Genomic DNA, 24065 nt, shown 5'->3' on the forward strand with positions numbered 1-24065 from the left:
TCACCCCCGGCACACCGGGCGTGCCTGCGGTGGCCGACGCCCGTCACCGCCCGACCGCCGCCCCCTGCCCGCGCAGGGCCGCCACCCTGCGGTACAGCGCCACTGCCTCCTCGCTACGGCCCAGTTGCTGGAGGCAGTGTGCTTCGTCGTTGCGGCTGGCGAGGGTGTCGGGGTGGTCCGCGCCGAGGACGCGTTCACGGGCGGCGGCCACCCGGCGGTACTCGGTGAGGGCGTCGGCCCAGCGGCCCAGCCAGCCCAGGCCGACGGCGACCTCGCGGCGGCTGACCAGGGTGTCCGGGTGGTCCGGGCCGAGGACCCGCTCGCGGACGGCGCTCACGTCACGGGACTCGGCGAGGGCCTCCTCCCAGCGGCCGAGCCGGCCGAGGTTGACGCAGCGGCCGTGGCGGGCGCGCAGGGTCTCGGGATGGGTGGGGCCCTGGACCCGTGTGCGGTCGCCGGTCAGGGCGCTGTAGAGGTCCAGGGCCTCCGCGCTGCGGCCGAGGCGGCCCAGGCTGATGCCGATCTCGTGCCGGGCGGCGAGCGTGTCGGGGTGGTCGGGGCCGAGGGCGCGGCCGCGGGCCTGGGCGACCTCGCGGTACGTCTCCAGGGCCTCGGCCCAGCGGCCGAGCTGGCCGAGCGCGTAGGCGACTTCGTAGCGGGTGACCAGGGTGTCGGGGTGGTCCGGTCCCAGCACCCGGGCGCGGGCGGCGGCCACCTCTCGGGCCATGCGGTAGGAGTCCTCCAGGCGGCCGAGGCGGCTGAGGTTGAAGGCGAGGTTGTGCCGGCAGCGCAGGGTGTCCGGGTGGTCGGGACCCATCGTGCGCTCCCGGGCGGTGAGCACGGACGTGTACACCCGGTGCGCGTCGAAGGGGCGGCCGAGCTGGCCGAGCACGTAGGCCATCTCCTGGCGGGCGGCGAGCGTGTCGGGGTGGTCGGCGCCGAGGGTGCGGATCCTGGCCTCGGTGACGTGCTTGTACTCGCGCAGGGCGTCCGGGGCGCGGCCGGTGCGGCTGAGGGTGAAGGCGACCTCGTAGCGGCTGGCGAGGGTGTCCGGGTGGTCGGGGCCGAGGAGGTGCTCGCGTTCGGCTGCGACCGCCCGGTGCACCTCCCCCGCCTCCGCCCAGCGGCCGAGCCGGCCGAGGCTCAGGCCCGCGTTGTGCCGGCCGGCCAGGGCGGTCAGGACCTCCGGGGGCGGGGCGGGCCGCTCCTCGGGGGCGGGTTCCTCGACGGGGCCGGCGGCGGGCCGCGCGATCCACTCGCCGGACAGTCCGGCCGCCGGGTCCGGCGGCGTGCTGCGCAGTCCGGTGCCGGCCGCCTTGTGGCCGGTGGTCATGCCGCGGGTCCAGGACGGCAGCCGGCCGGTGTGCGCCGGCTCGTCCGGGGCGGGCCGGGCCGCCACCACGCTCGGCACGTAGGCGGGCGCGGCCCGGTGCGCGCTGATCCGGCGGGCCAGCTCACGGGCGTCGCCGGGTCGTTCGTCGGGTTCCTTGGCGAGCAGGTCCAGGATGACCCGCTCGAGGTACGCGGGCAGTTCGGGGCGGTGCTCGCGCGGCGGGCGGGGCGGGGTGTCGCGGTGGCCGACGAGGATCGCCCAGGCGTCGTCGAGGTCGAACGGCGGTACCCCGGTGGCGATCTCGTACAGCACGCAGCCGAACGAGTAGAGGTCGCTGCGCTGGTCGACCTCGGTGCCGCCGATCTGCTCCGGGGACATGTAGTGCGGGGTGCCCATGGCGATGCCGGTGCCGGTCAGCCGGGACGTGAAGCCGATGTCGTGGCCGAGCCGGGCGATGCCGAAGTCGCAGATCTTCACCGTGCCGTCGCCGATCCGCACGATGTTGGCGGGCTTCAGATCGCGGTGGACGATGCCCTGTTCGTGGCAGTAGGCGAGGGCGGCGGCGACCTGCTCGGCGATCTCCACGACGTCCGCGACCGGCAGCGGGTGCTGCTTGTTGTCCTCCAGGAGCTGGCTGAGGTTGCGGCCGTCCAGCAGCTCCATGACGAGGTAGAGGACGCCGTCGGACTCGCCGAAGTCGTGCACCACGGTGATGCCCCGGTGCTGGAGCGCGGCGGCCACCCGGGCCTCGCGGCGGAACCGCTCCCGCAGCACCCGGGTGAAGGCGTGGTCGTGGTTCGGGCCCAGCGGTTTGAGGCACTTGACGGCGACGTGCCGGCCCAGCGACTCGTCCCGTGCCCGCCACACCTCGCCCATGCCGCCGCGCCCGATTCGGTCGAGCAGCCGGTACCGGCCGTGGATGAGCCTGGTCTCCCCCATCTCGCGCGACGCTCCCCCCGGTAGCTGTTCGCCCGCCCCTCCCCTGCCCCACCCAGTATGGCGGCCTATCGTCCGAGTTTGTACGGCGCAGGGCGCGCGTGCGGGCCGAGCCTCGCCATGGCGCGCAGGATGTGTTTGGGCGGGAGTTGCCACCGCACACGTGCGGGAACGCGGCGCAACAGGAGGCCGGTGAGACGCAGTTGCCGGGTGACGGTGGCGGGTGTGGGGGCCGGTCTGCCGTACAGCTCGTGGGCGTACGGAGGCAGGGAGGCGTACGCCAGTTGTGCCACGCGCCGCCACAGCACCTCGCGCAACGGTACGAGAAGGGGATGCGTCGGCGGGCGGAGCAGGAAGTCGTCCACCTCGCGCGCTTCGGGACCGGCGGCCAGTTCGGGGCGCACCTTCTCGAAGTACGCCGCCAGTTCGGCCCTGTCGGCGGGTACGGTGCCGGGGTCGAGGCCCACCAGGCGTGCGCTCTGCCGGTGTTCGGCGACGTAGCGGTCGGCCTCGGCGTCGGTGAGCCGGAATCCGGACCTGCGCAGGACGTCCAGGTAGGAGTCGATCTCGGCGCAGTGCACCCAGCGGAGCAGACCGGGTTCGTCGACGCCGTAGTGCTCGCCGGTGTCCGGGTCGGTCGCCGTCAGCATGCTGTGGATCTTCCGGACGCGGGCGCCCACCCGCTCGGCGGCGTCGGTGGTGCCGTAGGTCGCCGTGCCGACGAAGTTCGCGGTGCGCATCAGGCGGCCCCAGGCGTCACGCCGGAAGTCTGAGTTCTGCATGACGCCGCGTACCGCGCGGGGGTGCAGGGCCTGGAGGTAGAGGGCCCGGATGCCGGCGATCCACATCATGGGGTCGCCGTGCATCTGCCAGGTCACCGAACGGGGACCGAACAGCCCGGGGTCCGCGCCGGTCATGCGCCTCACCTCCACCCGGCGCCCACGATGGCACAGTTCGCACAGCCGGTCGACACCGTCGGTCACGCGCCCCCTGCCGTCCGGTTGTTGAGATTTCACCCACCCGATGCGGAGTTTGGTAAGGCTCTCCTTATATGCTGACGCCGCCGATCAAGCCCTCCCACCGGGCCGCTGCGGCATGCCCGACCTCCGCACGACAGGACTGACATGCGCATCACCTCCCGCGGCCTCATAGCGGCGCTCGCTCTCACCCCTCTGCTGGCCGGCTGCTTCGCACCCGGCGACAGCGGCGGCGGCACGGGGGCCGCAGCGGGATCCGGCGGGCGGCTGCGGGTCGCGCTGGCCGTGCCGCCGGTGCAGGCGCTGTCCCCGTACAGCAACGACGCCACCGTGCTGAGCAAGCTGTCCGTCGCCGAGGGCCTCACCGCCCTCGACCGCAACGGCACGGCCAAGCCCGCGCTGGCGAAGTCCTGGAAGCAGGACGACGACACCACCTGGACCTTCGAGCTGCGCAAGGCCGAGTTCCAGGACGGCACCGAGCTCACCGCCCAGTCCGTCGTCAACGCGCTCGACCACGCGAGTGCGGCCAAGCCCAAGCCCCGCGTGCTGAGCGACGTGGCCCTGACGGCGAAGGCCGACGACGCCGACACCGTCACCCTCACCACCAAGTCACCCGACCCCGTGCTGCCGCTGCGGCTGGCCAGCCCCGCACTGGCGATCCTCTCGGCGAAGGCGTACGCGAAGGACGGCGCCGTCAGCCCGGTCGGCACCGGCACCGGCCCGTTCGAGATCACCCGGCTCAGCGGCAAGACCAAGGCGACGCTCGACCGCTTCGACGGCTACTGGGGCGGCAAGGCGAAGGCGCCCGGCATCGACGTGAGCTGGATCGCGGACGGCACCGCCCGCGCCAACGCGCTGCGCAGCGGCGAGGCCGACATCGCCGAGTGGATCCCCACCGCCCAGGCGAAGTTGCTCGACAAGGACACGCGGCACGAGGTGCCCTCGGTGCGCACCGACAGCCTGATCCTCAACACCGGCAGCGGCATGTTCACCGACGCCGGGCTGCGCGCGGCCGCCCGGGAGGCCGTCGACGGTTCCGCCCTGGTCGATTCCGTCTTCGGCGGGTACGCCGACCCCGCGCAGGGCCTCTTCGGGCCCGCCGTGCCGTGGGCCGCCGGCCGGCGGGTGGACGTGACCGGCCGCGCCGAGGCCGACACCGCAGCCGAGGTGAAGGCCGCGACCAAGGGCAGGACGCTGCGGCTGGCCACCTACACCAACCGGGCCGAGCTTCCCGAGGCCGCGACCGTGCTCCAGCAGCAGCTGGAGAAGGCCGGGTTCACCGTGAAGCAGGACGTGCGCGAGTACACGCAGATGGAGGCCGACCTCCTCGCCGGGAAGTACGACGCCCTCGTCTTCTCCCGGGTGACGCTCCTCGACACCGGTGACGCGGTCGACTACCTCGCGAGTGACTTCACCAGCGACGGTGTCTACAACATCGCCGGGCTGAAGGACGGGGCGGTGGACAAGGCCATCCGGGCCGCCGCCGCGGAGCGCGACACGCAGCGCCGCCACGAGAAGATCATGCGGGCGGAGGCGGAGATCCTGCGCACCGATGCCGTGGTGCCGCTGGTCCACGAGCAGGCGGTGCAGGGCATCGCCACCGGTGTCGAGGGCGTGATCCTCGACCCGCGCGAGCGCTCCCTCATCGACGTCGACACGCACGTCGGGTAACGCATGAGCGTCGCCCACGCCCCGGCCGCCCGCCCGTCCCTCTGGCCGGCGGCGGCCGGCCGGGTGCTCGCCGGAGCCGTACTGCTCGGTGCGGTGGCCCTGCTGCCGTGGCTGACCGGCGCGGACCCGGCACGCACGGTGCTGCGCGCCCGGTCCGCCGACCAGAATTCGACAGCCGCGGAACTCGCCGCCGTACGCGAGCAGTTGGGGCTGGACGAGGGGCCGCTCGCGCATCTCGCGCACTGGCTGGGCGGCCTGCCGCGTGGGGACGCGGGCGTCTCGTGGGTCTCCGGCGAACCGGTCATGCCGCAGGTGGAGACCGCCCTGTCGGTCTCCCTGACGCTGATGCTGGGCGCGCTCGTGGTGACCGCGCTGGTGGCCGCGCTGGTGTGCGCCCGCACCGTGTTCCTCGGCTCCCGGCGCCGGCTGCGGCGGGACCGGGCGGGCGCCACGGCCGCCGTGCTGGCCGCGCTGCCGAAGTTCCTGCTCGCGTCGGTGCTGGCCACCGTGTGCGGCGTCTGGTGGGGGTGGTTCCCGTCCAGCGGCTGGGACGGGCCGCAGTCGATGGTGCTGCCCTCGCTCGCCCTCGGCATCCCGTCGGGCGCGATGCTCGGCGGGCTGCTCGACCAGGCGCTGCCCGCCGCCTTCCACGAACCGTGGGCGCGCACGGCGTACGCCGTCGGACTCCCGCCCGGCCACATCGCGCGCAACGCGCTGCGCCGCACCCTGCCCGGCATGCTGCCTCAGCTGCTGCCGACCGTCGTGGCCCTGGTCGGCGGTGCGGTCGCGGTGGAGAAGATCTTCAACATCCCCGGGCTCGGCCGGCTAGCCCTGGAGGCCGCCGTCGCGCAGGACCTCCCGGTGCTGCAGACCGCGACCCTGGCGCTGGTCCTGCTCGGCGTGAGCGCCGGCATCCTGATCCGGGCCCTGCGTCAGGCGCTCCTCGGCCGGCCTCTGCGCGACGGGGCCCTGCCCGCCCTGCACCGCCCCCCGCTCACCGTGCCGCGGTCCCTGCGCTGGATCACGGTGGCCTGCGCCCTCGTCCTGCTCACCCTGGTCACGGCGGGCCTCCTGCGCGACCCGCTCCAGGTCGACACGGCGGCACGGTTGCTGTCCCCGTCCCTCGAACACCCCCTGGGCACGGACGCGCTGGGCCGTGACCTGCTGGCCCGGCTGGGCCACGGGGCGCTGCGCACGGCCGGTGTCGCCCTCGTCGTGACGGCGGTCAGCGCCGTCATCGGACTGTTGCTGGGCATGGCACCGCGGGCGAGCGCAGGCCCGACGGAGGTCGTGTCGACGCTGCCCGCCGTCCTAGCGGGCCTGCTGATCGCGGGCGTGACCGGGCCGTCGGTGTGGGGTGCGGCGTGCGCGGTGTGCGCGGTCGGCTGGAGCCCGTACGCCGCCCAGACCGCGGCGCTGCTCGAACAGGAACGGGCGAGCGGGCACATCGCCGCGTCCGTCGCACTGGGCGCCGGGCGGCTGCACCTGTTGCGCCGTCACCTGCTCCCCGCCGTCCTGCCGGCCGTCCTGCGCAACGCGCTGTTGCGGCTGCCCACCACCGTCCTCGTCCTGGCCTCGCTCGGCTTCCTCGGCCTGGGCGAACAGCCGCCCACGCCCGAGTGGGGCCGGCTCCTGTCGGAGAACCAGCCGTACGCCGAACTCGCCCCCTGGACGGTGCTCGGCCCGGCCGCCGCGCTGGTGGTGCTGTCCGTGCTGGCGGTGACGGGCAGCGCGCTGGGACGCCAGAAAGGCGAGTAGCAGGCACCCCGGCCGGTGGAGTCCACGGACCGGGGTGCCTGCTGCTCGCCCTTCAGACGGGGGGCGTCTCGTCGACCACGTAACCCCGCCGCTTGTCCACGACGTTACGCAGAGGGCGACCCTCGATGTGCCGGGTGAGGTTGTCGAGGAACACCTCGACGAGCGCCTCCCGCTCGCTGGTGGTCTCGCCCGCCGTGTGCGGGGAGATCATCACACCGGGCATGTCCCACAGGGGTGATTCAACCGGCAGCGGCTCCTGGCCGAAGACGTCCAGGGCGGCGCCGGCGAGCCGGCCGGCGGCGAGGTGGTCGATGAGCGCCTCCTCGTCGACGAGTCCGCCCCGGCCGACGTTGATCAGCCGTGCCCCCGGCTTCATGGCCGCCAGCACGGAGGCGTCGACCATGCCCCGGGTGCCCTTGGTGAGGGGCGCGGCCAGGACGACGTAATCCGCCTTCCCCAGGGCCGCAGTCAGGGTCGTCGAGCCGTGGACCGTGCCGAAGTCGGGATCGTCCGTGCGGGCCTTGCGGCCGGCGCCGCAGACCCGCATCCCGACGGCGCCCAGCAGCCGGGCGATGGCCCGGCCGATCGGCCCCGTCCCCCAGACCAGCACCGTGCGTCCGGTGATGCCGTCGCTGAGGCGCGGACGCCACTCGCGACGCCGCTGGTGCTCCCAGGTGCCGGGGAAGTCCTTCGCGAGGGCGAGGATCAGACCGAGGACGTACTCGGCGGTCGGCTCGTCGTACACCCCGCGGGCATTGGTGAGGACGACGCCCGGATCGTCCACCAGGGCGGGGAAGAGGAAGGAGTCCACGCCCGCGGAGGACGCGTGGACCCAGCGGGGTGCCTTCTCGGGGTTGTCGGGCCAGGCCTCGCGGACGGCCGGGGTGATGGTGACCCAGGCCAGGAGGGCGTCGGCGCCGGGGAGGAGGTAGGGCAGCTCCTCCTCGGTGGCGTAGACGGTGTCCGCGAGGCGTTCGATGAGCCCGGTAGCGGGTGGACGGTTGCCCCGGTAGAGGACGACGAGTCGGTCAGGCATGTCATGCTCCGACGGGCACGGCGATGTACTTGTACTCGAGGAACTCGGCGATGCCGACGCGTCCGCCTTCGCGGCCGAGGCCGGACTGCTTGACGCCGCCGAAGGGGGCGGCAGGGTTGGAGACGAGGCCGGTGTTGAGGCCGATCATGCCGCTTTCGAGGCGTTCGGCGACGCGCAGGGCACGGTCGAGGTTCTGGGTGAACAGGTAGGCGGCCAGGCCGAATTCGGTGTTGTTGGCGGCGGTGACTGCCTCGTCTTCGTCGTCGAAGGTGAGGAGGGCGGCGACGGGGCCGAAGACCTCGGTGTCGTTGATGGCGGCGTCGGGGGCGATGCCGGTCAGGACGGTGGGCGGGTAGAAGCAGCCGGGGCCTTCGGGCAGTTCGCCGCCGGTGAGGACGGTGGCGCCGCGTTTGACGGCGTCGCGCACCACGTCGTGGGCCTTGCTGCGGCCGGCCTGGTCGATGAGCGGTCCGACGTCGGTGCCCGGTTCGGTGCCGTCGCCGACCTTCAGGGCCGCCATGCGGGCGGCTAGGCGGGTGGCGAACTCCTCGGCGACGGAGGTGTGGACGTAGATGCGGTTGGCGGCGCAGCAGGACTCGCCCATGTTGCGCATCTTGGCGACCATGGTGCCTTCGACGGCGACGTCGAGGTCGGCGTCGTCGAAGACGATGAGGGGGGCGTTGCCGCCCAGTTCCATGGAGGTGCGGATGACGGTGTCGGCGCATTGGGCCAGCAGGATCCGGCCGACCTGCGTGGAGCCGGTGAAGGAGAGCTTGCGGATCTGCCCGCCGCGCAGGAGCGGCTCGACGACACCGGCGGCGTCGGTGGTGACGACGACGTTCAGGACGCCGTCGGGCAGACCGGCTTCCTTCAGGATCGCGGCCAGGGCGAGGCTGGTCAGGGGGGTCTGGGGGGCGGGCTTGAGGACCATGGTGCAGCCGGCGGCGATGGCCGGGCCGATCTTGCGGGTGCCCATCGCCAGGGGGAAGTTCCACGGGGTGATCAGCAGGCAGGGCCCGACCGGCTGGCGGGTGACCAGGAGGCGGTTCCTGCCGTCGGGGGCGGTCATCATGCCGCCGTCGATACGGACGGCCTCCTCGGAGAACCAGCGGAAGAACTCGGCGCCGTAGGCGACTTCGGCACGCGCCTCCGCCAGGGGCTTGCCCATCTCCAGCGTCATCAGCAGCGCGAGGTCCTCGGTGCGCGCGATGATGATGTCGTAGGCGCGGCGCAGGATCTCACTGCGCACCCGGGGCGGGGTGGCGGCCCAGGCCGCCTGCGCGGCGACCGCCGCCTCGACGGCACGCCGGCCGTCGGCCGGGGAGGCGTCGGCGACCCGGCACAGCTCCTCACCGGTGGCCGGGTTGTCGACGGACAGAGTCCGGCCGGACTCCGCGTCCTGCCAACTGCCGCCGATGAAAAGCTGCTTGGGAACATCGTGGACAACAGCCATCTCGAGGTCTCCTTGTATGCGTAGAGGTGCGCTGCCGCACGGTCAGCGGATGCGGTCCAGCGTCTTGTAGTAGGCGCCCGCGAAGGGCAGGAACCAGGCGGTGCCGTTGTAGAGGGGGATGCGGGGCGGGGCGATGTCGCGCACGGGGCTGACCTCGGGGTGGCCGTCCATCACCTCGGCCATGACCTGACCCATGTGCGTGGCCATCTGTACGCCGTGGCCCGCATAGCCCATGGAGTAGTAGACGCCGTCCTCGGTCTGCCCGGCGTGCACGATGCGGTCCATGGCGAAGCCGACGGAGCCGCCCCACACGTACTCGATCTTCGTCCGGGAGAGCTGGGGGAAGATCTCGCACATCTCACGGAACAGGACGGCTCCGCTCTTCTTGTCCGAGGTGGGATCGGACGGCGCGAAGCGGGCGCGGCCGCCGAACAGCAGCCGGTTGTCCGGAGTGAGCCGGAAGTAGTGACAGAGGTTGTTGGAGTCGACGATGAGACGGGCCTTGGGGATGATGTCCCGGGCGAGTGCCTCGCCGAGCGGCTCGGTCACGATGATGAAGCTGCCCAGGCAGACCTGCTGGCGGCGCAGCCACGGGAAGTTCTTGTCGGTGTAGGCGTCGGTGGCCATCATGACCTGCCCGGCGCGGATCACACCGCGCTCGGTGCTGACCTCGTAACGGCCGGCTGCGGTGCGCCGGACGCCGATGGCCGCGTTGCGCTCGTGGATCTCGACACCGGTGCGCTCGCACGCCTCGGCCATGCCGCGCACGAAGCGGCCGACGTGCAGTGCGGCGCTGAACGGGTCGAGCAGGCCGCCGTGGTAGGCATCGGATCCGATCTCCGAACGCAGCTCGGACTTGCCGATCAGTGTGGTCTCGTGACCGAAGTACTTGGCCAGGTCGCGCTGTTGGGCCCTCTTGCTCTCGAAGTGCGCGGGGCGGGAGGCCACGCCCAGGCGTCCGACGCGACGGAACTGGCAGTCGATGGACTCCTCGTTCACGAGCCGCTCGACGGTGTCCACGGCCTCGCCGTAGGAGTTGTAGATCTCGCGGGCCCGCTCGAGTCCGTACCGGCGGATGGCCTGGTTCACGCCGATCGTGAAGCCCAGGTTCGCCATGCCGCCGTTGCGCGCCGAGGCGCCCGAGCCGATCTGGCCCTTCTCGACGAGGGTGACACGGGCGCCCTTGCGGGCGGAGTGCAGGGCGGTGGACAGACCGGTCAGGCCGGCGCCGACTACCACCAGGTCGGTGTCCTCGGTCAAAGGCTTGCCGGACCGGTCCGGGAACGCCCCGGCGGTTTCGATCCAGTAGGGAATCGTCTTCATTGCGGGTCTCCTGCGAGGAAGTTTTCGGGGGGATGCCGACCGGGAACCCACTGGGGCCCGGCTGACGGCGCTGTCAGCGGTGGGCACGGCCCGTGCCGGCACACGGCTCAGGTGAGGGGTTCGACGGGGAGGACGCCGCCTTGGCTGTTGCGGTGTCCGCCGAGTTTGCGGACGGCGGCGACGAGGGCGAGGGCGAGGATGGCGAGTGCGATGAGGACGGCGCTGACCGCGGTGACGGTCGGGTCGACGTCGAACTGGAGGGCGTTGAAGACGAGGACCGGCAGGGTGCGGGTGTCGGGGGTGGACAGGAACTGGGCGATGAAGAACTCGTCGAAGCTGGTGATGAAGGAGAACACGGCGGCGGCGATCAGGCCGGGTGTGGCCAGGGGGAAGGTGATGCGCCGGGCGATGGTCATGCGGCTGGCGCCCATGCTGGCGGCGGCGTCTTCGAGGCGTTCGTCGATGCCCTTCAGGGTGGAGATCATGATGAGGACCGCGATGGGTGCGGCGAGCACGGTGTGCCCGAGGGCGATAGCGAGGGGGCTGCCGAGCATGCCGGCCGGTTCGAAGAACAGGAACAGCCCGAGCGCGATGACCACTTGGGGGATGAGCATGGGGGCCAGGACCAGTCCGTAGACCGCCGCGTGCAGGGGCAGCCGGCCGCGGGCCAGGGCGGTGGCGGCGGTCACGCCCAGGATCAGGGAGAAGACCGTGGTGAGTGCGGCGATGAGGCTGGACAGGGCGATGGAGGTGGCCCAGTCGCTGCCGGGTGCGGCTATCTGCTCGTACCAGCGGGTGCTGTACTCCTTCGGCGGGAAGGTGCCGATGCCGTCGGCGCCGAAGGAGGTGACCAGGATGATGACGATGGGCATGGCCAGGAACAGCAGGATCGCGGTGGCGCTCAGGGCGCGGCCGATGTGTCCGGCTCGGGTGGCGGGCAGTTCCATCATGAGCCGCTCCTTCGTGCGGCCGCCTTCTTGCGGCGGAGCTTGGCCAGACCGAGGACACCGAGGCCGGCGAAGGTGAGCAGCAGCAGGATGACGCCGAAGGCGGCGGCGGAGTTCCACTGGTCCTGCTTCATCACCTGCTGGTCGATCAGCGCGGCGACGACGGTCTGCTTGTCGCCGCCCATCAGGGCGGGGGTGATGTAGTAGCCCAGGCACAGGATGAAGCTGAGCAGGCCTGCCGTACCCACACCGGGGGCCACCAGGGGCAGGTAGACACGGCGGAAGATGGTCAACCGGCTTGCGCCGAACCCGGCGGCCGCGGCCAGCAGCCTGCGGTCGACACCGCGCATCACGCCCTGCAGGATCAACACCGTGTAGGGGAGCATCACCGAGGTGGTGCCGATGACCACACCGGTCTCGTTGTAGAGCAGCGAGTACGGCGCGCCGGGGGCGTGCACGGAGGTGGCCAGCGTGTTGATGAAGCCGTGATCACCGAGCATGATGATCCAGCCGTAGGTGCGCACCAGGGCGCTGATGAAGTGCGGCACGACCACGATCAGCATGGCCAGGGCGGCGAAGACGGGCCGCATCCGGGCGATGGCGTGCGCCAGCACAAACCCCACGAGCAGGCTGAGCACGGCGGTCTCCGCGGAGATGCGCAGGGTGGAGATCAATACGGAGAGGTTCACGCCGCTGAGGGCGTCGGTGTACCAGTGCAGGGTGAAGCCGCCGGTGTCGCCCTTCAGGCTGAGGGAGAGCACCCCGATGATCGGGTAGACGAACAGCACCAGCAGGAACACCGTGACGGGGACGGCGTTGACCAGCGCGATCCGCGAGCGGTGCCCGCGCTTCTCGGACGTCTTCACACGCACCTTGCCGGGTGCGAGAGCGGTGCCGGCCACGGCTCACCCCCCGTCCGTCGCGTCGAAGACACTGACGTCCTCACGCTCAGCGGTCACACAGACCCGCTCACCGACGCGCGGCGGAGCGACGGCGGTCTCGATCCGCAGCGGCGGCGTCCCCGGAGCGGCGCCGTCCAGACGGACCGAGATCCGGGTCAGCGAACCGACGTACACCGCTGTTTCGACCGTGCCGGTACAACAGCCTTCCTCGGCACTGACCAGGCGGAGCTTGCCCGGCCGGACCGCTGCCCGGACCCGCTGCCCCGGAACACAGGGGTGCTCTCGGGCTGTGAGCACGCCGCCGGTGTCCAGGCGCACGCGGGTGCAGCCGTCCGCGGCCGGCTCTTCCACCTTGCCGTTGAGGAAGTTGGCGGCGCCGAGGAAGTCCGCGACGAACGGGGTGCGGGGGTGTTCGAACAGGCCGCGCGGGGTGTCGAACTGCTCGATCCGGCCGTCCTTCATGATGGCGATCCGGTCCGACAGGACCAGGGCCTCCTCCTGATCGTGCGTCACGTAGACGACGGTCAGGCCCAGTTCGCGCTGGATGGTCTTGATCTCGGTCTGCATCTGGTCGCGCAGCTTCTTGTCCAGCGCGCCCAGCGGCTCGTCCATCAGGACGATCGGCGGGCGGTAGACCAGCACCCGGCACAGGGCGACCCGCTGCTGCTGACCGCCGGACAGCTCACGCGGCTTGCGGCCGGCGAACTTCGACAGGCCCGCCGCCTGCAGCGTCTCACCCACCCGGCGGCGGATCTCCGCCTTGGACACCCCACGCAGTTGCAGCGGGAAGGCGACATTCTCCTCGACCGTCATGTGCGGGAAGAGCAGGTACTGCTGGAAGACGAAACCGAAGTCGCGTTTGCCGGGGTTGAGGCCGGTGATGTCCCGGCCGTCGACGCTGACGGTTCCGGAGTCCGGCTCGGTGAAACCGGCCAGCATCATCAACGTGGTGGTCTTGCCGGAACCGGAGGAGCCGAGGAAGGTGACGAACTCACCCGCCGCGATCTCCATGTCCACACCGTCGACCACCGTCGTCCCGCCGTAGGACTTCCGCAGCCCCGTCACCGACAACGACTTCCCCGTCGGTGAGGAGGAGCGCGGGGCCAGGGCGGCGGCGAGGTCGTCGGCGGACAGCTTTCCGGCGGTCAGACTCTGGGTCCGCTCAGGCATCGGCCCACTCCTGCCAGCGCTTGGTGACGGCGTCACGGTTCTTCTCCCACCAGGCGACATCGGCGTCGAACCCGGTTTTGAGGTTCTGCGGCGAGGTCGGAAGCGTGGCCAGGACATCCTCCGAGAGCAGCTTCGTCGCCGCCGGCACGACCGGGCCGTGCGGGAAGAGCTTGGCGAACGCCGCCTGCACCTCGGGACGCAGCGAGAAGTCGATCAGCTTGTAGGCCGCGTCGGTGTTGTCCGCGCCCTTCGGGATGCCCCAGCCGTTGGTCATCCTGCGGGCGCCGTTCCACTGGTACGCGACCGGCTGCCCCTGCTTGATCAGCTCGTCCGCGCGGCCACCCCACAGGCTGGTCGCGACGACCTCCTTGCGGCCCAGCAGCACCGCTGGAAGGGCACCGGTGTTCCAGAACTTCTTCACGTCGCCGCGGATCCGCGACATCGCCTTGAAGGCCCGGTCCACATCCAGCGGGTACAGCTTGTCCAGCGGCACACCGTCGGCCAGCAGCGCGAACTCCAGCTCAGGCAGATCCACCTCCGCGCTCTGCAGGGAGCGGGAGCCGCTGAAGGCGTCCGTGTTCCAGAAGTCGGCCCAGCTCTTGGGCGCCCGCTTCAGACTGTCGGTGCGGTAGGCCATCAGGCTCGCCCACACGTTCTTGCCGACCGCGTACTCCGGCAGGTTGTGCTCCGCGATCCCGGCACCCTTAATACTCTTCAGCCGGTCATGGTCAATGGGCTCCAGACACTCCTGCCCCACCATCTTCTGGAAGATCAGCAGTGAGTTGTCCATCAGGTCCACCTGTGGGCGGCCCTGCTTGACCTGGGCGATGATTTGCGCCGACTGGTAGTTGACCGTGGTGACCGTGATGCCGGTCTCCTTGGTGAACGGCTCGTAGATCGCCTTGGTGAGGGCGTCGTTGTAGGTGCCGCCGCTGTTGCTGACGACGAGCCGCTTCTTGCCGCCGCCCGAGGCGCGGCTTTCGCTGTTGCCCATGAGGGTGCCGCAGCCGGTCACCGCGGTGGCGGCGGCCAGCGCGCCTGCGGTACGGAGTACGGTTCTGCGTCCTATCCGGTTGGCTTCCATCGGGGCGCCTCCTGGTGATGGATGGGATTCGGGGGAAGGGAAAACGCTGGGGGGTGGGGTGGGGCCTTCGGGGCTGTCCGTGCGGGACGGTGTGCTTCGTGCGTCAGATGCCGAGCATGGTGTTGAGCTCGTCCAGGGACTTCACCGTCACGTAGTCGTAGCCGTGGGTGACCGGGTCGTATCCGCGGTCCAGCAGGACGAGGTTGCGGAAGCCCATGTCGTGCATCGGCATGTGGTCGTAACGGGTGTGCGAGGCGACGTGTACGAAGTCCTCGGGGGAGGCGTCGAGCTGGTCGAGCATGTACTCGAACGCGGCGTAGCGGGGCTTGTAGTAGCCGGCCTGCTCCGCCGTGAACACCGCGTGGAAGTCCGCGCCGAGCCGGGGCACGCTCTCCGCGAGGAAGGAGTCGTCGGCGTTGGAGAGGATCACCAGCTTGTAGTGCTCGCCCATCTTCTTCAGCGGCTCGGGCACGTCGGCGTGCGGGCCCCAGCTGCGCACGCCGTCGGCGAGCCGCTTGCCGGCGTCCGGGGCGGCCTTCAGGCCCCACTTGCGGCAGACCCGCTCGAAGGAGTCCTGCAGTACCTGCTCGTAGGGGTAGTACTCGCCGCGGACCTGGTCGTAGCGGTAGCCGCGGAACTCCTTGACGAACTGGTCCCAGTGCTCGGCGGGGATCTGGTCGCCGACGAGTTCACGCGTGATGGGGGTCATCGGCCACTCGATCAACGTGCCGTAGCAGTCGAACGAGACGTACTTCGGGCGGAACTGAAGCGAGGGAATGGGCATGAGGATGCTCCTGTCTTGGCTGCGGGGAGTTGGTGATGGCCGGTGCGCCTTTTTCGGGCACGCCTGAGGCGGACTTGCCGGAATGGAAGGGGAGGTTGCTGGATTCAGGCGGCGCCGACGCCGGCCGGTGCGAGGAAGCCGACGGGGTGGTCTGTGGTGCCGTCGAGCGCCAGGTCGGCGGCGATCTCGCCCATCGCGGGCGAGAGCTTGAAGCCGCTGCCGGAGAATCCGGCCATGACGATGATGTCGTCCTCGCCGGGGAGATGACCCACGAGCGGGTTCCCGGACGCCGTATAGCCCTCCATGTAGACCGACAGCCTGATGGGGTCGGGGTTCAGATCGGGCATCAGCTCGCCGATGAGCTCCCGGAAGGTGGCGAGTTCCTCCGGGCAGACCGTGCGGTCGACCCGTTCGGGGTCGGGTACCGGCAGATAACGGGCGAGGGAGAGGCCCAGCTTGACGGAGATGCCGTCCGGCGACGGGAGCCCGTAGCAGTCGTGCGGTGTACTGCGCACGAAGGCGGGGGCGCCGCCCGCGAACCAGTCGTGGCGGGTGGGGATGTGCCAGGAGCTGATCAGCCGGCGGATGTCCACCGACCGTGGGAGGTCCGGGAGCAGGGTGTTGATCCAGGGGCCCACGGTCACCACGGCGGTGTCGACGCGGTCCGTGCCGTGGTCGGTGACGATGTGCACCCCGCCGCCCGCCGCGGGGACGATCTCGCGCACCGGGGTGTAGCGGTGCAGCCGGGCTCCCAGCTGCTCGGCGCGGGCGGCGGCGGCCTGGACCGACGCCTCGGGCCTGATGATGGCGCCCTCGCGGTCGAGGACGGCGGTGTGCCCGTCCGGGAGGCGGTGCTGCGGGTAACGGCGGGCGAGTTCCTCGCGGTCCAGTACCTCGTGATCCAGCCGGTGGGCGGAGCTGGCGGAGAGGAGGAGGCGCATCGACGGCGAGGCGGTCTCGCCCATCACCAGGCATCCGCTGCGGCGTCGCAGCGCGAGGCCGGTTTCGCGCTGGAGCCGGTCCCACATCCGGTCGGCGAGCCCCAGCAGCGGAATGTACCCGGGGTCACCGAGGTGCACGGCGCGGAAGATGCGGCTCTCGCCCCCGGCCGCGCCACGGTCGTGCCCCGGCGCGTACCGGTCGTAGCCGATGACCTCGGCCCCGCGGGCGGCCAGTCGCCACATGACCTGGCTGCCCATGCTGCCGGCACCGATCACGGCGACGCGCTTCGGGATGCGCATGAGGTCGCTCCTTTCACCGGGTGCGGCCTGGGTTTCAGTGATGTCCCGGCACGGTGGGGACACCGTGCGGACCCCTTCGATTCGGGTCCCTTGGGGATGGCGTTCACTCTCGACCCAGGCGAACACGCAGGTCAAGCCACACTCTGTTCCGCCTCGGGACCTTATCGAGACGATGTGTCACGGGAAGCTCGCCGGCCACGGAAAGTGCCTTGCCCCTCTTGTCACGATGATGTGCCGGTGCGAAGGTGACCCCCGACCCTTCGGACGAAAGCACTCCCTATGCCGCCCAGACGTCCCGCAACCGGGCACTTCCCGACCATCACGGAGGTTCTGCGCCTCCCTGTGCTGGCCGAGGGGATGCCGCGCGTTCTGGCCGGTGAGTCACAGCTGAACCGTGCGGTGCGCTGGGTGCACGTCACCGAACTGCTCAACCCCGCCGATTTCCTCGAGGGCGGCGAGCTGGTCCTGACGACCGGCATGCCCTATCCCGAGGACGCCTCCGAGCTGCGTGGCTACGTCGACCAGCTCGCCGACGTCGGCGCGGCCGGCCTGATCGTGGAGCTCGGGTACCGGTACCAGAAGGTGCCCGACGAGCTGGTGGCGGCCTGCCGTGCCCGTGAGGTGCCGCTGATCGAGCTGGCCCGCGGCGTCCGGTTCATCGACGTCACACAGGCGGTGCACGCGCTCATCCTCGACGCCCATGGGGCGCTGCTGCGCCGCGGGCGTGACATCCAGGACATCTTCACCGCCCTGACCCTGCGGGGCGCGGACCCCGAGGAGCTGGTGCACACCACCGCGGAGCTCACCGGAGCCCCCGTGGTGCTGGAGGACCTCACCCACCGGGTCCTGATGTGCGAGCTGCTCGGCCGGCCGTACGAGCCGGTGGTGTCGGCCTGGTCGCGGCGGTCCCGGGCCGCGCCGACCCCGGAGAAGATCACGCCGAGCGGCCCGGAGGGATGGCTGATCGCGCCCGTGCAGGACCATCAAGGGCCGTGGGGGCGGCTGGTCCTGCTGGAGGGCCGGCTGAACGCGGAGCCCGACCCGGAGCACGTCCTGGTCCTGGAGCGCGCGGCGGTCGCCCTGAGCATGGCGCGGCTGGCCGGGCCGGCCTGGTGGGAGCGCCGGGCCCACCGCTCGGTGCTGCGGGACCTGTACGAACGACGCTTCCGCTCCCCCGCGGACGCCCGCGCACGTGCCGAGGCACTGGGGCTGCCGACCCTCGGGCACCGCCTCTTCGCCGTGGTCATCCGCCACACGCACACCGGCACCGGCGAGCACCTCGACGAGCGGATCGCGAAGGCGATGGCGCAGACCGGCATCCGCGCCCTGGTCGGCGAGACGGCCCCTGGCCGGATCGGTGTACTCCTCGCCCTGGCGCAGGCCAGCGCCTGGCAGCCGGTCGCGGAGCGGATCGGCCGTATGTGCCGCGAGGAGCTCGGCCCGAAGGCCGTGGTCGCCGTCGGCCCCGGTGTGACCGACCTCTCCGGGATCGCCCGGTCGTGGCAGGAGGCCGAGCAGACGGCCGAGGCCATCACGCCCGCCTCACCCGACCGCTGGTTCTACGTCGCCGCCGATGTCGGGCTTCCCGAGCTCCTGGGTGTGCTGCGGGAGGACACGCGGCTGCAGCGGTACGCGGAACGGCAGCTGACGCGTCTCATCGAGCACGACGACCGCAACGGCGGTGACCTGCTCCCCGCCCTGCGCGCCTATCTGGCGGCAGCGGGGAACAAGTCGGTCGCGGCGAAACAGGCCGGCATGTCCCGGCAGGCGTACTACCAGCGCCTCCACAGCATCGAACGGCTCCTCGGCTGTGATCTGGAATCGGGCCTGCAGTGCACGTCCCTGCACGTCGCGGTGCTGGTGCTGGACGCGCGGGCCGCGGCAGTGCCCGGCGTGTGACACGTCAGGCGTCGCGCAGGGCGTCGTGGATCTCGCTCAGCGAGCTGGTGAGCCGCCCGTAGTCATCCGGTGGCACCGGCGCGACGAAGTACCGTTCGACGACCCGCGCGTGCACGGCGGCGGCCCGCAGGAAGACCGTCCTGCCGTGATCGGTCGACTCGACCAGGACGCTTCTGCGGTCCCCCGGGGCCGGCGCTCGCCGCACCAGCCCGGCTCCCTCCATGCGGTCGATCAGCCGGGTGATGCCGCTGCTGGTGAGCGTGAGGTCGTCAGCGAGCTCGCGTTGTGAGACAGCCTCGTCCGGCTTCCTGCAGAGCCGAATGAGGACCTCGAACATCGTGTGGCTGACTTCGCACTCCTGGCGCAGGGCGGTGTCGATCCGCTGCTCCAGGCGGGTGGCGGCCTTGATCAGCAGCCCGAAGTCATGAACGAGCGGGCTGCCGGCGGCGCGGACGGCTTCGTCGTTGTCTCGGTTCACGGGGTTCACCCGGCCGACTTTACTGCCTCTTCACCTACTGCTGAGTCAATTGCTGACTAATCAATTGCTGAGCGCTCAACAAAATCCTATGGTGGGCACAGCACTCACCACTCGGAGCAGGAAAGAGGGAGATCAGTGGACCTGCAGCACTGGCTCGGCCGGGCCGAGGACGCGATACAGCAGTGGGCCGACGGCTTCGGGCCCTACGAGCGGCACCCGTCCCTCCTCGTCGACGACGACCGCTTCGCCGCCGCCTTCGAGGAGTTCACCGGGCGGCTGACGGACAACTACCCCTTCTTCCACCCGCACTACGCGGGACAGATGCTCAAGCCCCCGCACCCGGCGGCCGTGATCGGCTACCTGACCGCCATGCTGATCAACCCCAACAACCACGCCCTGGACGGCGGCCCCGCCACCGCCCGCATGGAGCGCGAGGCCGTCGCGCAGCTCGCCGCGATGTTCGGCTACGACACCCATCTCGGCCACCTCACCACCAGCGGCACGATCGCCAACCTCGAAGCCCTTTTCGTCGCCCGCGAGCTCCACCCCGGCCGTGGCATCGCCTACAGCGCGGACGCCCACTACACCCACGGCCGCATGTGCCGTGTGCTGGGCATGGAGGGGTACGCGGTCCCCGCGGACGACCGGGGGCGCCTGGACCTCGACGCGCTGGAGGACCTGCTGCGCAGCGACCGGGTGGGCACGGTCGTACTGACCGCCGGAACCACCGGGCTGGGGGCCGTCGACCCGGTCCACGAGGCCCTGCCCCTCAAGGAGCGTTACGGCGTCCGACTCCACGTCGACGCCGCCTACGGCGGTTTCTTCACCCTGCTGGCCGGCGCCGAAGGACCCGAGGGCCTCGCCCCCGAGCCCTGGCGGGCGATCGCCCGGTGCGACTCGGTCGTCGTCGACCCGCACAAGCACGGGCTCCAGCCCTACGGCTGCGGTGCCGTCCTCTTCCGCGACCCCGAGGTGGGCCGCTTCTACCTCCACGACTCGCCGTACACCTACTTCACCTCCACCGAGCTCCACCTGGGAGAGATCAGCCTGGAGTGCTCCCGCGCCGGTGCCTCGGCCGCCGCCCTGTGGCTCACCTTCCAGCTGCTCCCGCCCACGCCCGACGGTCTCGGCCGGGTCCTCGGGGCCGGCCGCCGGGCCGCCCTGCGGTGGTCCGAGCTGATCAGCGCGTCCGACGCCCTGGAGCTGTACCAGGAGCCGGAGCTCGACATCGTCACGTACTTCCCAGCGGTGGAACCGGCAGCCCTCACCTCCGTCGACGCGGCGTCGGCACGCGTTCTGGCGGACGGCATGGCCGATCCCGAGCCGGTGTACCTGAGCACCCTCAAGGCGGACCGCGAGGCATTCACCGCACGCCACCCGAAGGTCACCGCGGACGCCGACGGCGCGCGCGTCCTGCGCAGCGTCCTGATGAAGCCGGAGTCGGAGCACCACGTGGCGCGCCTGCACGACCGGGTCGAAAGGCTCACCCGGGCACAACCGGCGTGAGGGGCTGCGCAGGATCGTCCTCCAGGCAACAGGCCGGACCGGGCGCTGGTGATGGTGCCGTTCGGGAGGGAAGGGTGCGAGCGGGACGGCGGCCTTCAGCGACGGCCGCCGCTCGGCCGCGCTGATGGCGCCGCCCCCTCCCATGTTGGTGTCGATACCGATGACGACGAACCCGAACGAGGCGAGCCACCGTCGGGTAGTAGATCTTCCCGCCGTGCCGCTCCGCACCTACTGGGTCAGCGTCGTACCCGCGGCATCCCCAGGCCGAGCCACGAGATGATCTCCCGCTGGATCTCGTTGTTGCCGCCGCCGAAGGTGAAGATGACCGCCGAACGGTAGCCGCGTTCCAGCTCACCGTGCAGGACCGCGCCCGCCGAGCCCTCCTTCAGCGCGCCGGGAGCGGCGACGATCTCCATGAGCCAGGCGTAGGCGTCGCGCCGGGCCTCGGAGCCGTACACCTTGACGGCGGAGGCGTCCTGCGGGGTGAGGGTGCCGTCCTGGACCGCGCCGACCATCCGCCAGTTGAGCAGCTTCAGCGCGTCCAGCCGGGCGTGGGTCCGGGCCAGGAGGCGGCGCACCCAGGGCAGGTCGGCGACGCGGCGGCCGTCGGCGAGCTTGGTCTCCATCGCCCAGCGCTGCACGTCGTGCAGGGCGCGGATCGCCATGGTGCCGTGGGCGGCCAGGGTCACGCGTTCGTGGTTGAGCTGGTTGGTGATCAGCCGCCACCCCTGGTTCTCGGCGCCGACCCGGTGGGAGACGGGGACGCGGACGTTCTCGTAGTAGCTGGCCGTGGTGTCGTGCGAGGCGAGGGTGTTGATGAGGGTGCAGGAGTAGCCGGGGTCGGTGGTCGGCACCAGGAGCATGGTGATGCCCCTGTGCGGCGGGGCGGCGGGATCCGTACGGACCGCCAGCCACACCCAGTCCGCCGTGTCGCCGTTGGTCGTCCAGATCTTCTGGCCGTTGACGACGTACTCGTCGCCCTCCCTCACCGCGCGGGTCCGCAGTGACGCGAGGTCGGTGCCCGCGCCGGGTTCGCTGTAGCCGATGGCGAAGTCGATCGCGCCGGAGAGGATCCTCGGCAGGAAGTACGCCTTCTGCTCCTCGGTGCCGTACTGCATGATCGTCGGGCCGACGGTGTTCAGCGCCATGAGCGGCAACGGGACGCCGGCCTGGGCGGCCTCGTCGAAGAAGATGAACTGCTCCATCGCGGTCAGGCCGCGCCCGCCGTACTCCTCGGGCCAGCCCACCCCGAGCCAGCCGTCCGCGCCGAGCCGCCGGATGGTCTCGCGGTAGAACCGCTTCTGGGCGGCCGGGTCGCCGTGCCGGGCGTACGCGTGGTCAGGGACCAGTTCGGCGAAGTAGGCGCGCAGTTCGGTGCGCAGCCGCTGCTGCTCGGGCGTGTATTCGAGGTGCACGGCGCCTCCAGGCTCCCAAGGCCGGTCCTGTCGGCGCACACCGTAGAACGTGTTTCAGAAATTGGGAATGGCGAGCGTCGGGTCACGTCCCCGATCCAGCCCGATGCGTGCGGCCTCCTCAGTTCAGCGTCGCGAGGAAGTCCGTGCACGCCCGCGCGCACGCACGGCACGCCGCCGCCGAGTCCTCCGCCCCCGCCTGCCGGTCGAAGACGTGTGCGGCCTCCAGGCACACGGTCCGGCACCACTCCACCTGGACGCGGATGCTGGTCTCGTCCACCTGGTTCTGCTCGGACAGCACACGGCAGGTCGCGTCGCAGACCTCCGCGCACATGATGCCCTTGCGTCGTACGAGTTCCTGGTTCTCGGTGCCGTCGGGATCCACGAGGCTTGCGCGCAACGCGCACGCCCGAGCGCACTCGGTGCACGCCTGGGCACAGGCGAAGCGGTCCTCCAGGAACCGGAACAGCTCCTGCTGGGATGTCGTCACACCGCGCGGGTAGCCCCGCCGATGCCGGTCAAACCCGGTGTCGCCAAGGGTTCCGTGCGGTTTTCGGCCCCATCGGCCGGGCACCCGGCAGGCCCGGGAACGACGACGCACGGAGGTGAGTCACATGCCCGGGCGACAGGAACTTCCGTCGACCCTGGAGCGGTCCGCCGAGGAGGCGCAGCGCACCTGGATCAAGGCGCACGACTCGGCCGTGGAACAGTACGGCGAGGGCGAGCGCGCGCACCGCGTGGCCTTCGGGGCGCTGAAGCACACTCACGAGAAGGTCGGCGACCACTGGGAGCGCAAGGAGGGCGGCCGCAAGGCACCGTCGGACCCGCGCTCGGCCCGGCCCCGGCAGCAGGGCGGCCGCAGCGGCGAGGGCGTCGACGAACGGGCCTCGAAGGAGCACCTGTACGACCTGGCGAAGCGGCTGGGTGTCGAGGGGCGGTCGCGCATGTCGAAGGCGGAGCTGCTGGACGCCGTCCGCAAGGAGAACCGCTCGCGGACCAGGTCCTCGCAGCCGTCCTCGCGGTCGTCCTCGCGTTCGTCCGCACGGTCCTCCTCGGCGTCCAGGTGAGCCGGTTCATGGTGAGGACCAGGGGTACCCGCGTGCCATGACTAGCGCATGGATGGAGATGGCCGCGGGCCGCGGGGCCCTCGGCATCGGGCTGATCGTGGCGGGTGTGGTGGTCGTGGCCCTGTTGCTGGGGGCCTTCGTCCTCGGCGTTCGCGTCAAGCGCAGGGAGCTGCCCACACCGAAGCCTGACGAGCAGCCGCGACTGCCCGACGGCGGCCCGGTCCGCGAGACGAGTGAGCGCCGGGAGCCCGAGGAGGTGCCGAGAAGCCAGGACCGTCTGACGCCGCACGAGCTGAAGACGCACGGCAACCAGAGCGACCGCAGGAGCGCGACCCAGGAGCGTCCCCGCTGGAACGAGGGCAGCAGCGGCTCGTTCGGCAGCGGCGGCCCGGGCGGCCGCTGATCACCGCTCCCCGCGGACTTGCGCTCCGTACCCCACGTCGTACGTGAACACGCCGCATACGTCGTACACAGGGAAGTGAGAACCATGGCCGATCCCGCCCGCAACACGCTGCCGCTGCCGGACTACGACCACCTGCCGATCGGCGGCCTGGAGAGCCGTGTGCGGTCGCTGTCCGCGGACGAGGTGGAGGAACTGCTGGCGTACGAGCGGTCGCACGCCGACCGGCTGCCGGTGACCGAGCTGCTGGGGTCCCGCCTCGAGCAGTTGCGCGAGGGAGCGGAGCCGACGTCCGGTGATCCGGGCGCCCTGCGTCCCGAGTCGGGCGAGGGGCACGGAGGCTCTCCGGTGTCGCCCGCCACGTCCCCGCAGCCGTTCAGCCCGCCGCCGCACGGCACCCCCGACCAGCGGGGCAAGCCGAAGGGTGACCGCACGTAGGCGTCCCGCCGGACACAGCTGACCAGAAGGGCCCGTGCCTGTGCACGGGCCCTTTTCGCGCGGCCGCCGACTCCTTCGAGGAGTCATCGGTGTCCGGGTGGTGCTGATGGTGCTCGGGGCGCCGCGAAGCGCGCCGGGCATCCCATGAGATGCCTCCGAAACATTCCCTTCACGGAGGAAGTATTTAGGGGTAACGACCACTGCCTACCGTGCCTGCCTTGTCAGTCCCCAACCCGCAGCAAGGAGGCGT

The 24065-nt window shown here is 71.3% G+C and carries 21 protein-coding genes; 7 read left to right on the plus strand and 14 right to left on the minus strand.

The window, feature by feature from the left end; genetic code table 11:
* Positions 1-43: 43 nt before the first annotated feature.
* Entirely contained in the window at positions 44-2272 is a 2229-nt protein-coding gene (locus SCNRRL3882_RS02675) for a serine/threonine-protein kinase (protein ID WP_010033005.1), read from the minus strand.
* A 65-nt stretch (positions 2273-2337) separates the two neighbouring features.
* A complete protein-coding gene (locus SCNRRL3882_RS02680) occupies positions 2338-3186 on the minus strand; it encodes an oxygenase MpaB family protein (RefSeq protein WP_010033004.1) in 849 nt (282 codons plus the stop codon).
* Positions 3187-3393: 207 nt separating this feature from the next.
* Here SCNRRL3882_RS02680 and SCNRRL3882_RS02685 point away from each other — a divergent pair, with 207 nt between their 5' ends.
* Positions 3394-4917 carry an ABC transporter substrate-binding protein gene (locus SCNRRL3882_RS02685; RefSeq protein ID WP_010033003.1) on the plus strand — a complete coding sequence of 508 codons (1524 nt, stop codon included), beginning with the start codon at positions 3394-3396 and terminating at the stop codon, positions 4915-4917.
* A 3-nt stretch (positions 4918-4920) separates the two neighbouring features.
* Positions 4921-6675 carry an ABC transporter permease subunit gene (locus SCNRRL3882_RS02690; RefSeq protein WP_010033002.1) on the plus strand — a complete coding sequence of 585 codons (1755 nt, stop codon included), beginning with the start codon at positions 4921-4923 and terminating at the stop codon, positions 6673-6675.
* 52 nt (positions 6676-6727) lie between these two features.
* Here the strand turns inward: SCNRRL3882_RS02690 and SCNRRL3882_RS02695 are convergent, their stop codons facing one another.
* The 9 genes from SCNRRL3882_RS02695 to solA form a co-directional block, all read right to left on the minus strand.
* Positions 6728-7711, minus strand: a complete 984-nt coding sequence (locus SCNRRL3882_RS02695) for a D-2-hydroxyacid dehydrogenase (RefSeq protein WP_010033000.1) — start codon at positions 7709-7711, stop codon at positions 6728-6730.
* 1 nt (position 7712) lies between these two features.
* Entirely contained in the window at positions 7713-9164 is a 1452-nt protein-coding gene (locus SCNRRL3882_RS02700; RefSeq protein WP_102514722.1) for an NAD-dependent succinate-semialdehyde dehydrogenase, read from the minus strand.
* A gap of 42 nt (positions 9165-9206) precedes the next feature.
* Positions 9207-10487: an NAD(P)/FAD-dependent oxidoreductase gene (locus tag SCNRRL3882_RS02705; RefSeq protein ID WP_010049276.1), complete on the minus strand. Its 1281-nt coding sequence runs from the start codon at positions 10485-10487 to the stop codon at positions 9207-9209.
* 107 nt (positions 10488-10594) lie between these two features.
* Positions 10595-11437 carry an ABC transporter permease gene (locus SCNRRL3882_RS02710; RefSeq protein ID WP_040904585.1) on the minus strand — a complete coding sequence of 281 codons (843 nt, stop codon included), beginning with the start codon at positions 11435-11437 and terminating at the stop codon, positions 10595-10597.
* Positions 11434-12336 (minus strand): ABC transporter permease, encoded by a 903-nt coding sequence (locus tag SCNRRL3882_RS02715; protein WP_231911092.1) that lies wholly within the window; start codon positions 12334-12336, stop codon positions 11434-11436. The genes SCNRRL3882_RS02710 and SCNRRL3882_RS02715 overlap by 4 nt, the downstream gene beginning before the upstream one ends.
* Before the next feature lie 3 nt (positions 12337-12339).
* Positions 12340-13506, minus strand: coding sequence for an ABC transporter ATP-binding protein (locus SCNRRL3882_RS02720; protein WP_231911093.1), 1167 nt, complete (start codon positions 13504-13506; stop codon positions 12340-12342).
* Positions 13499-14590, minus strand: a complete 1092-nt coding sequence (locus tag SCNRRL3882_RS02725; protein WP_173937221.1) for an ABC transporter substrate-binding protein — start codon at positions 14588-14590, stop codon at positions 13499-13501. Before SCNRRL3882_RS02725 ends, SCNRRL3882_RS02720 begins: the two co-directional genes overlap by 8 nt.
* A 103-nt stretch (positions 14591-14693) precedes the next feature.
* Positions 14694-15374 carry a haloacid dehalogenase type II gene (locus SCNRRL3882_RS02730; protein WP_102514724.1) on the minus strand — a complete coding sequence of 227 codons (681 nt, stop codon included), beginning with the start codon at positions 15372-15374 and terminating at the stop codon, positions 14694-14696.
* A gap of 104 nt (positions 15375-15478) precedes the next feature.
* A complete protein-coding gene (solA, locus tag SCNRRL3882_RS02735) occupies positions 15479-16615 on the minus strand; it encodes an N-methyl-L-tryptophan oxidase (RefSeq protein WP_102514725.1) in 1137 nt (378 codons plus the stop codon).
* 279 nt (positions 16616-16894) lie between these two features.
* On the opposite strand from solA, the gene SCNRRL3882_RS02740 reads away from it, so the two are divergent.
* On the plus strand, positions 16895-18514 hold the full coding sequence (locus SCNRRL3882_RS02740; RefSeq protein ID WP_078602911.1) for a PucR family transcriptional regulator: 1620 nt from the start codon (positions 16895-16897) through the stop codon (positions 18512-18514).
* Between the two features lie 4 nt (positions 18515-18518).
* Here SCNRRL3882_RS02740 and SCNRRL3882_RS02745 read toward each other — a convergent pair whose 3' ends face one another.
* Positions 18519-18992 carry a MarR family winged helix-turn-helix transcriptional regulator gene (locus SCNRRL3882_RS02745; protein WP_040903699.1) on the minus strand — a complete coding sequence of 158 codons (474 nt, stop codon included), beginning with the start codon at positions 18990-18992 and terminating at the stop codon, positions 18519-18521.
* A gap of 135 nt (positions 18993-19127) precedes the next feature.
* On the opposite strand from SCNRRL3882_RS02745, the gene SCNRRL3882_RS02750 reads away from it, so the two are divergent.
* A complete protein-coding gene (locus SCNRRL3882_RS02750; RefSeq protein ID WP_010044126.1) occupies positions 19128-20498 on the plus strand; it encodes a pyridoxal phosphate-dependent decarboxylase family protein in 1371 nt (456 codons plus the stop codon).
* Between the two features lie 236 nt (positions 20499-20734).
* Here SCNRRL3882_RS02750 and SCNRRL3882_RS02760 read toward each other — a convergent pair whose 3' ends face one another.
* Positions 20735-21913 (minus strand): acyl-CoA dehydrogenase family protein, encoded by a 1179-nt coding sequence (locus SCNRRL3882_RS02760; protein WP_010044123.1) that lies wholly within the window; start codon positions 21911-21913, stop codon positions 20735-20737.
* A 118-nt stretch (positions 21914-22031) separates the two neighbouring features.
* Complete coding sequence (locus tag SCNRRL3882_RS02765) at positions 22032-22400, minus strand: ferredoxin (RefSeq protein ID WP_010044120.1); 369 nt, start codon at positions 22398-22400, stop codon at positions 22032-22034.
* Positions 22401-22524: 124 nt separating this feature from the next.
* Here SCNRRL3882_RS02765 and SCNRRL3882_RS02770 point away from each other — a divergent pair, with 124 nt between their 5' ends.
* The 3 genes from SCNRRL3882_RS02770 to SCNRRL3882_RS02780 all read left to right on the plus strand — a co-directional run bounded on the left by SCNRRL3882_RS02770 (position 22525) and on the right by SCNRRL3882_RS02780 (position 23815).
* Positions 22525-22977, plus strand: coding sequence for a ChaB family protein (locus SCNRRL3882_RS02770; protein WP_010044119.1), 453 nt, complete (start codon positions 22525-22527; stop codon positions 22975-22977).
* A 37-nt stretch (positions 22978-23014) separates the two neighbouring features.
* The gene (locus SCNRRL3882_RS02775; RefSeq protein WP_029181468.1) at positions 23015-23380 is read left to right on the plus strand and encodes a DUF6479 family protein; all 366 of its coding nucleotides are present in this window, start codon (positions 23015-23017) and stop codon (positions 23378-23380) included.
* An 84-nt stretch (positions 23381-23464) separates the two neighbouring features.
* Entirely contained in the window at positions 23465-23815 is a 351-nt protein-coding gene (locus tag SCNRRL3882_RS02780) for a hypothetical protein (RefSeq protein WP_010044117.1), read from the plus strand.
* The last annotated feature ends 250 nt before the right edge of the window (positions 23816-24065 follow it).

This window comes from Streptomyces chartreusis NRRL 3882 (genome assembly GCF_900236475.1).
GTDB classification, from domain to species: Bacteria; Actinomycetota; Actinomycetes; order Streptomycetales; family Streptomycetaceae; genus Streptomyces; species Streptomyces chartreusis_D.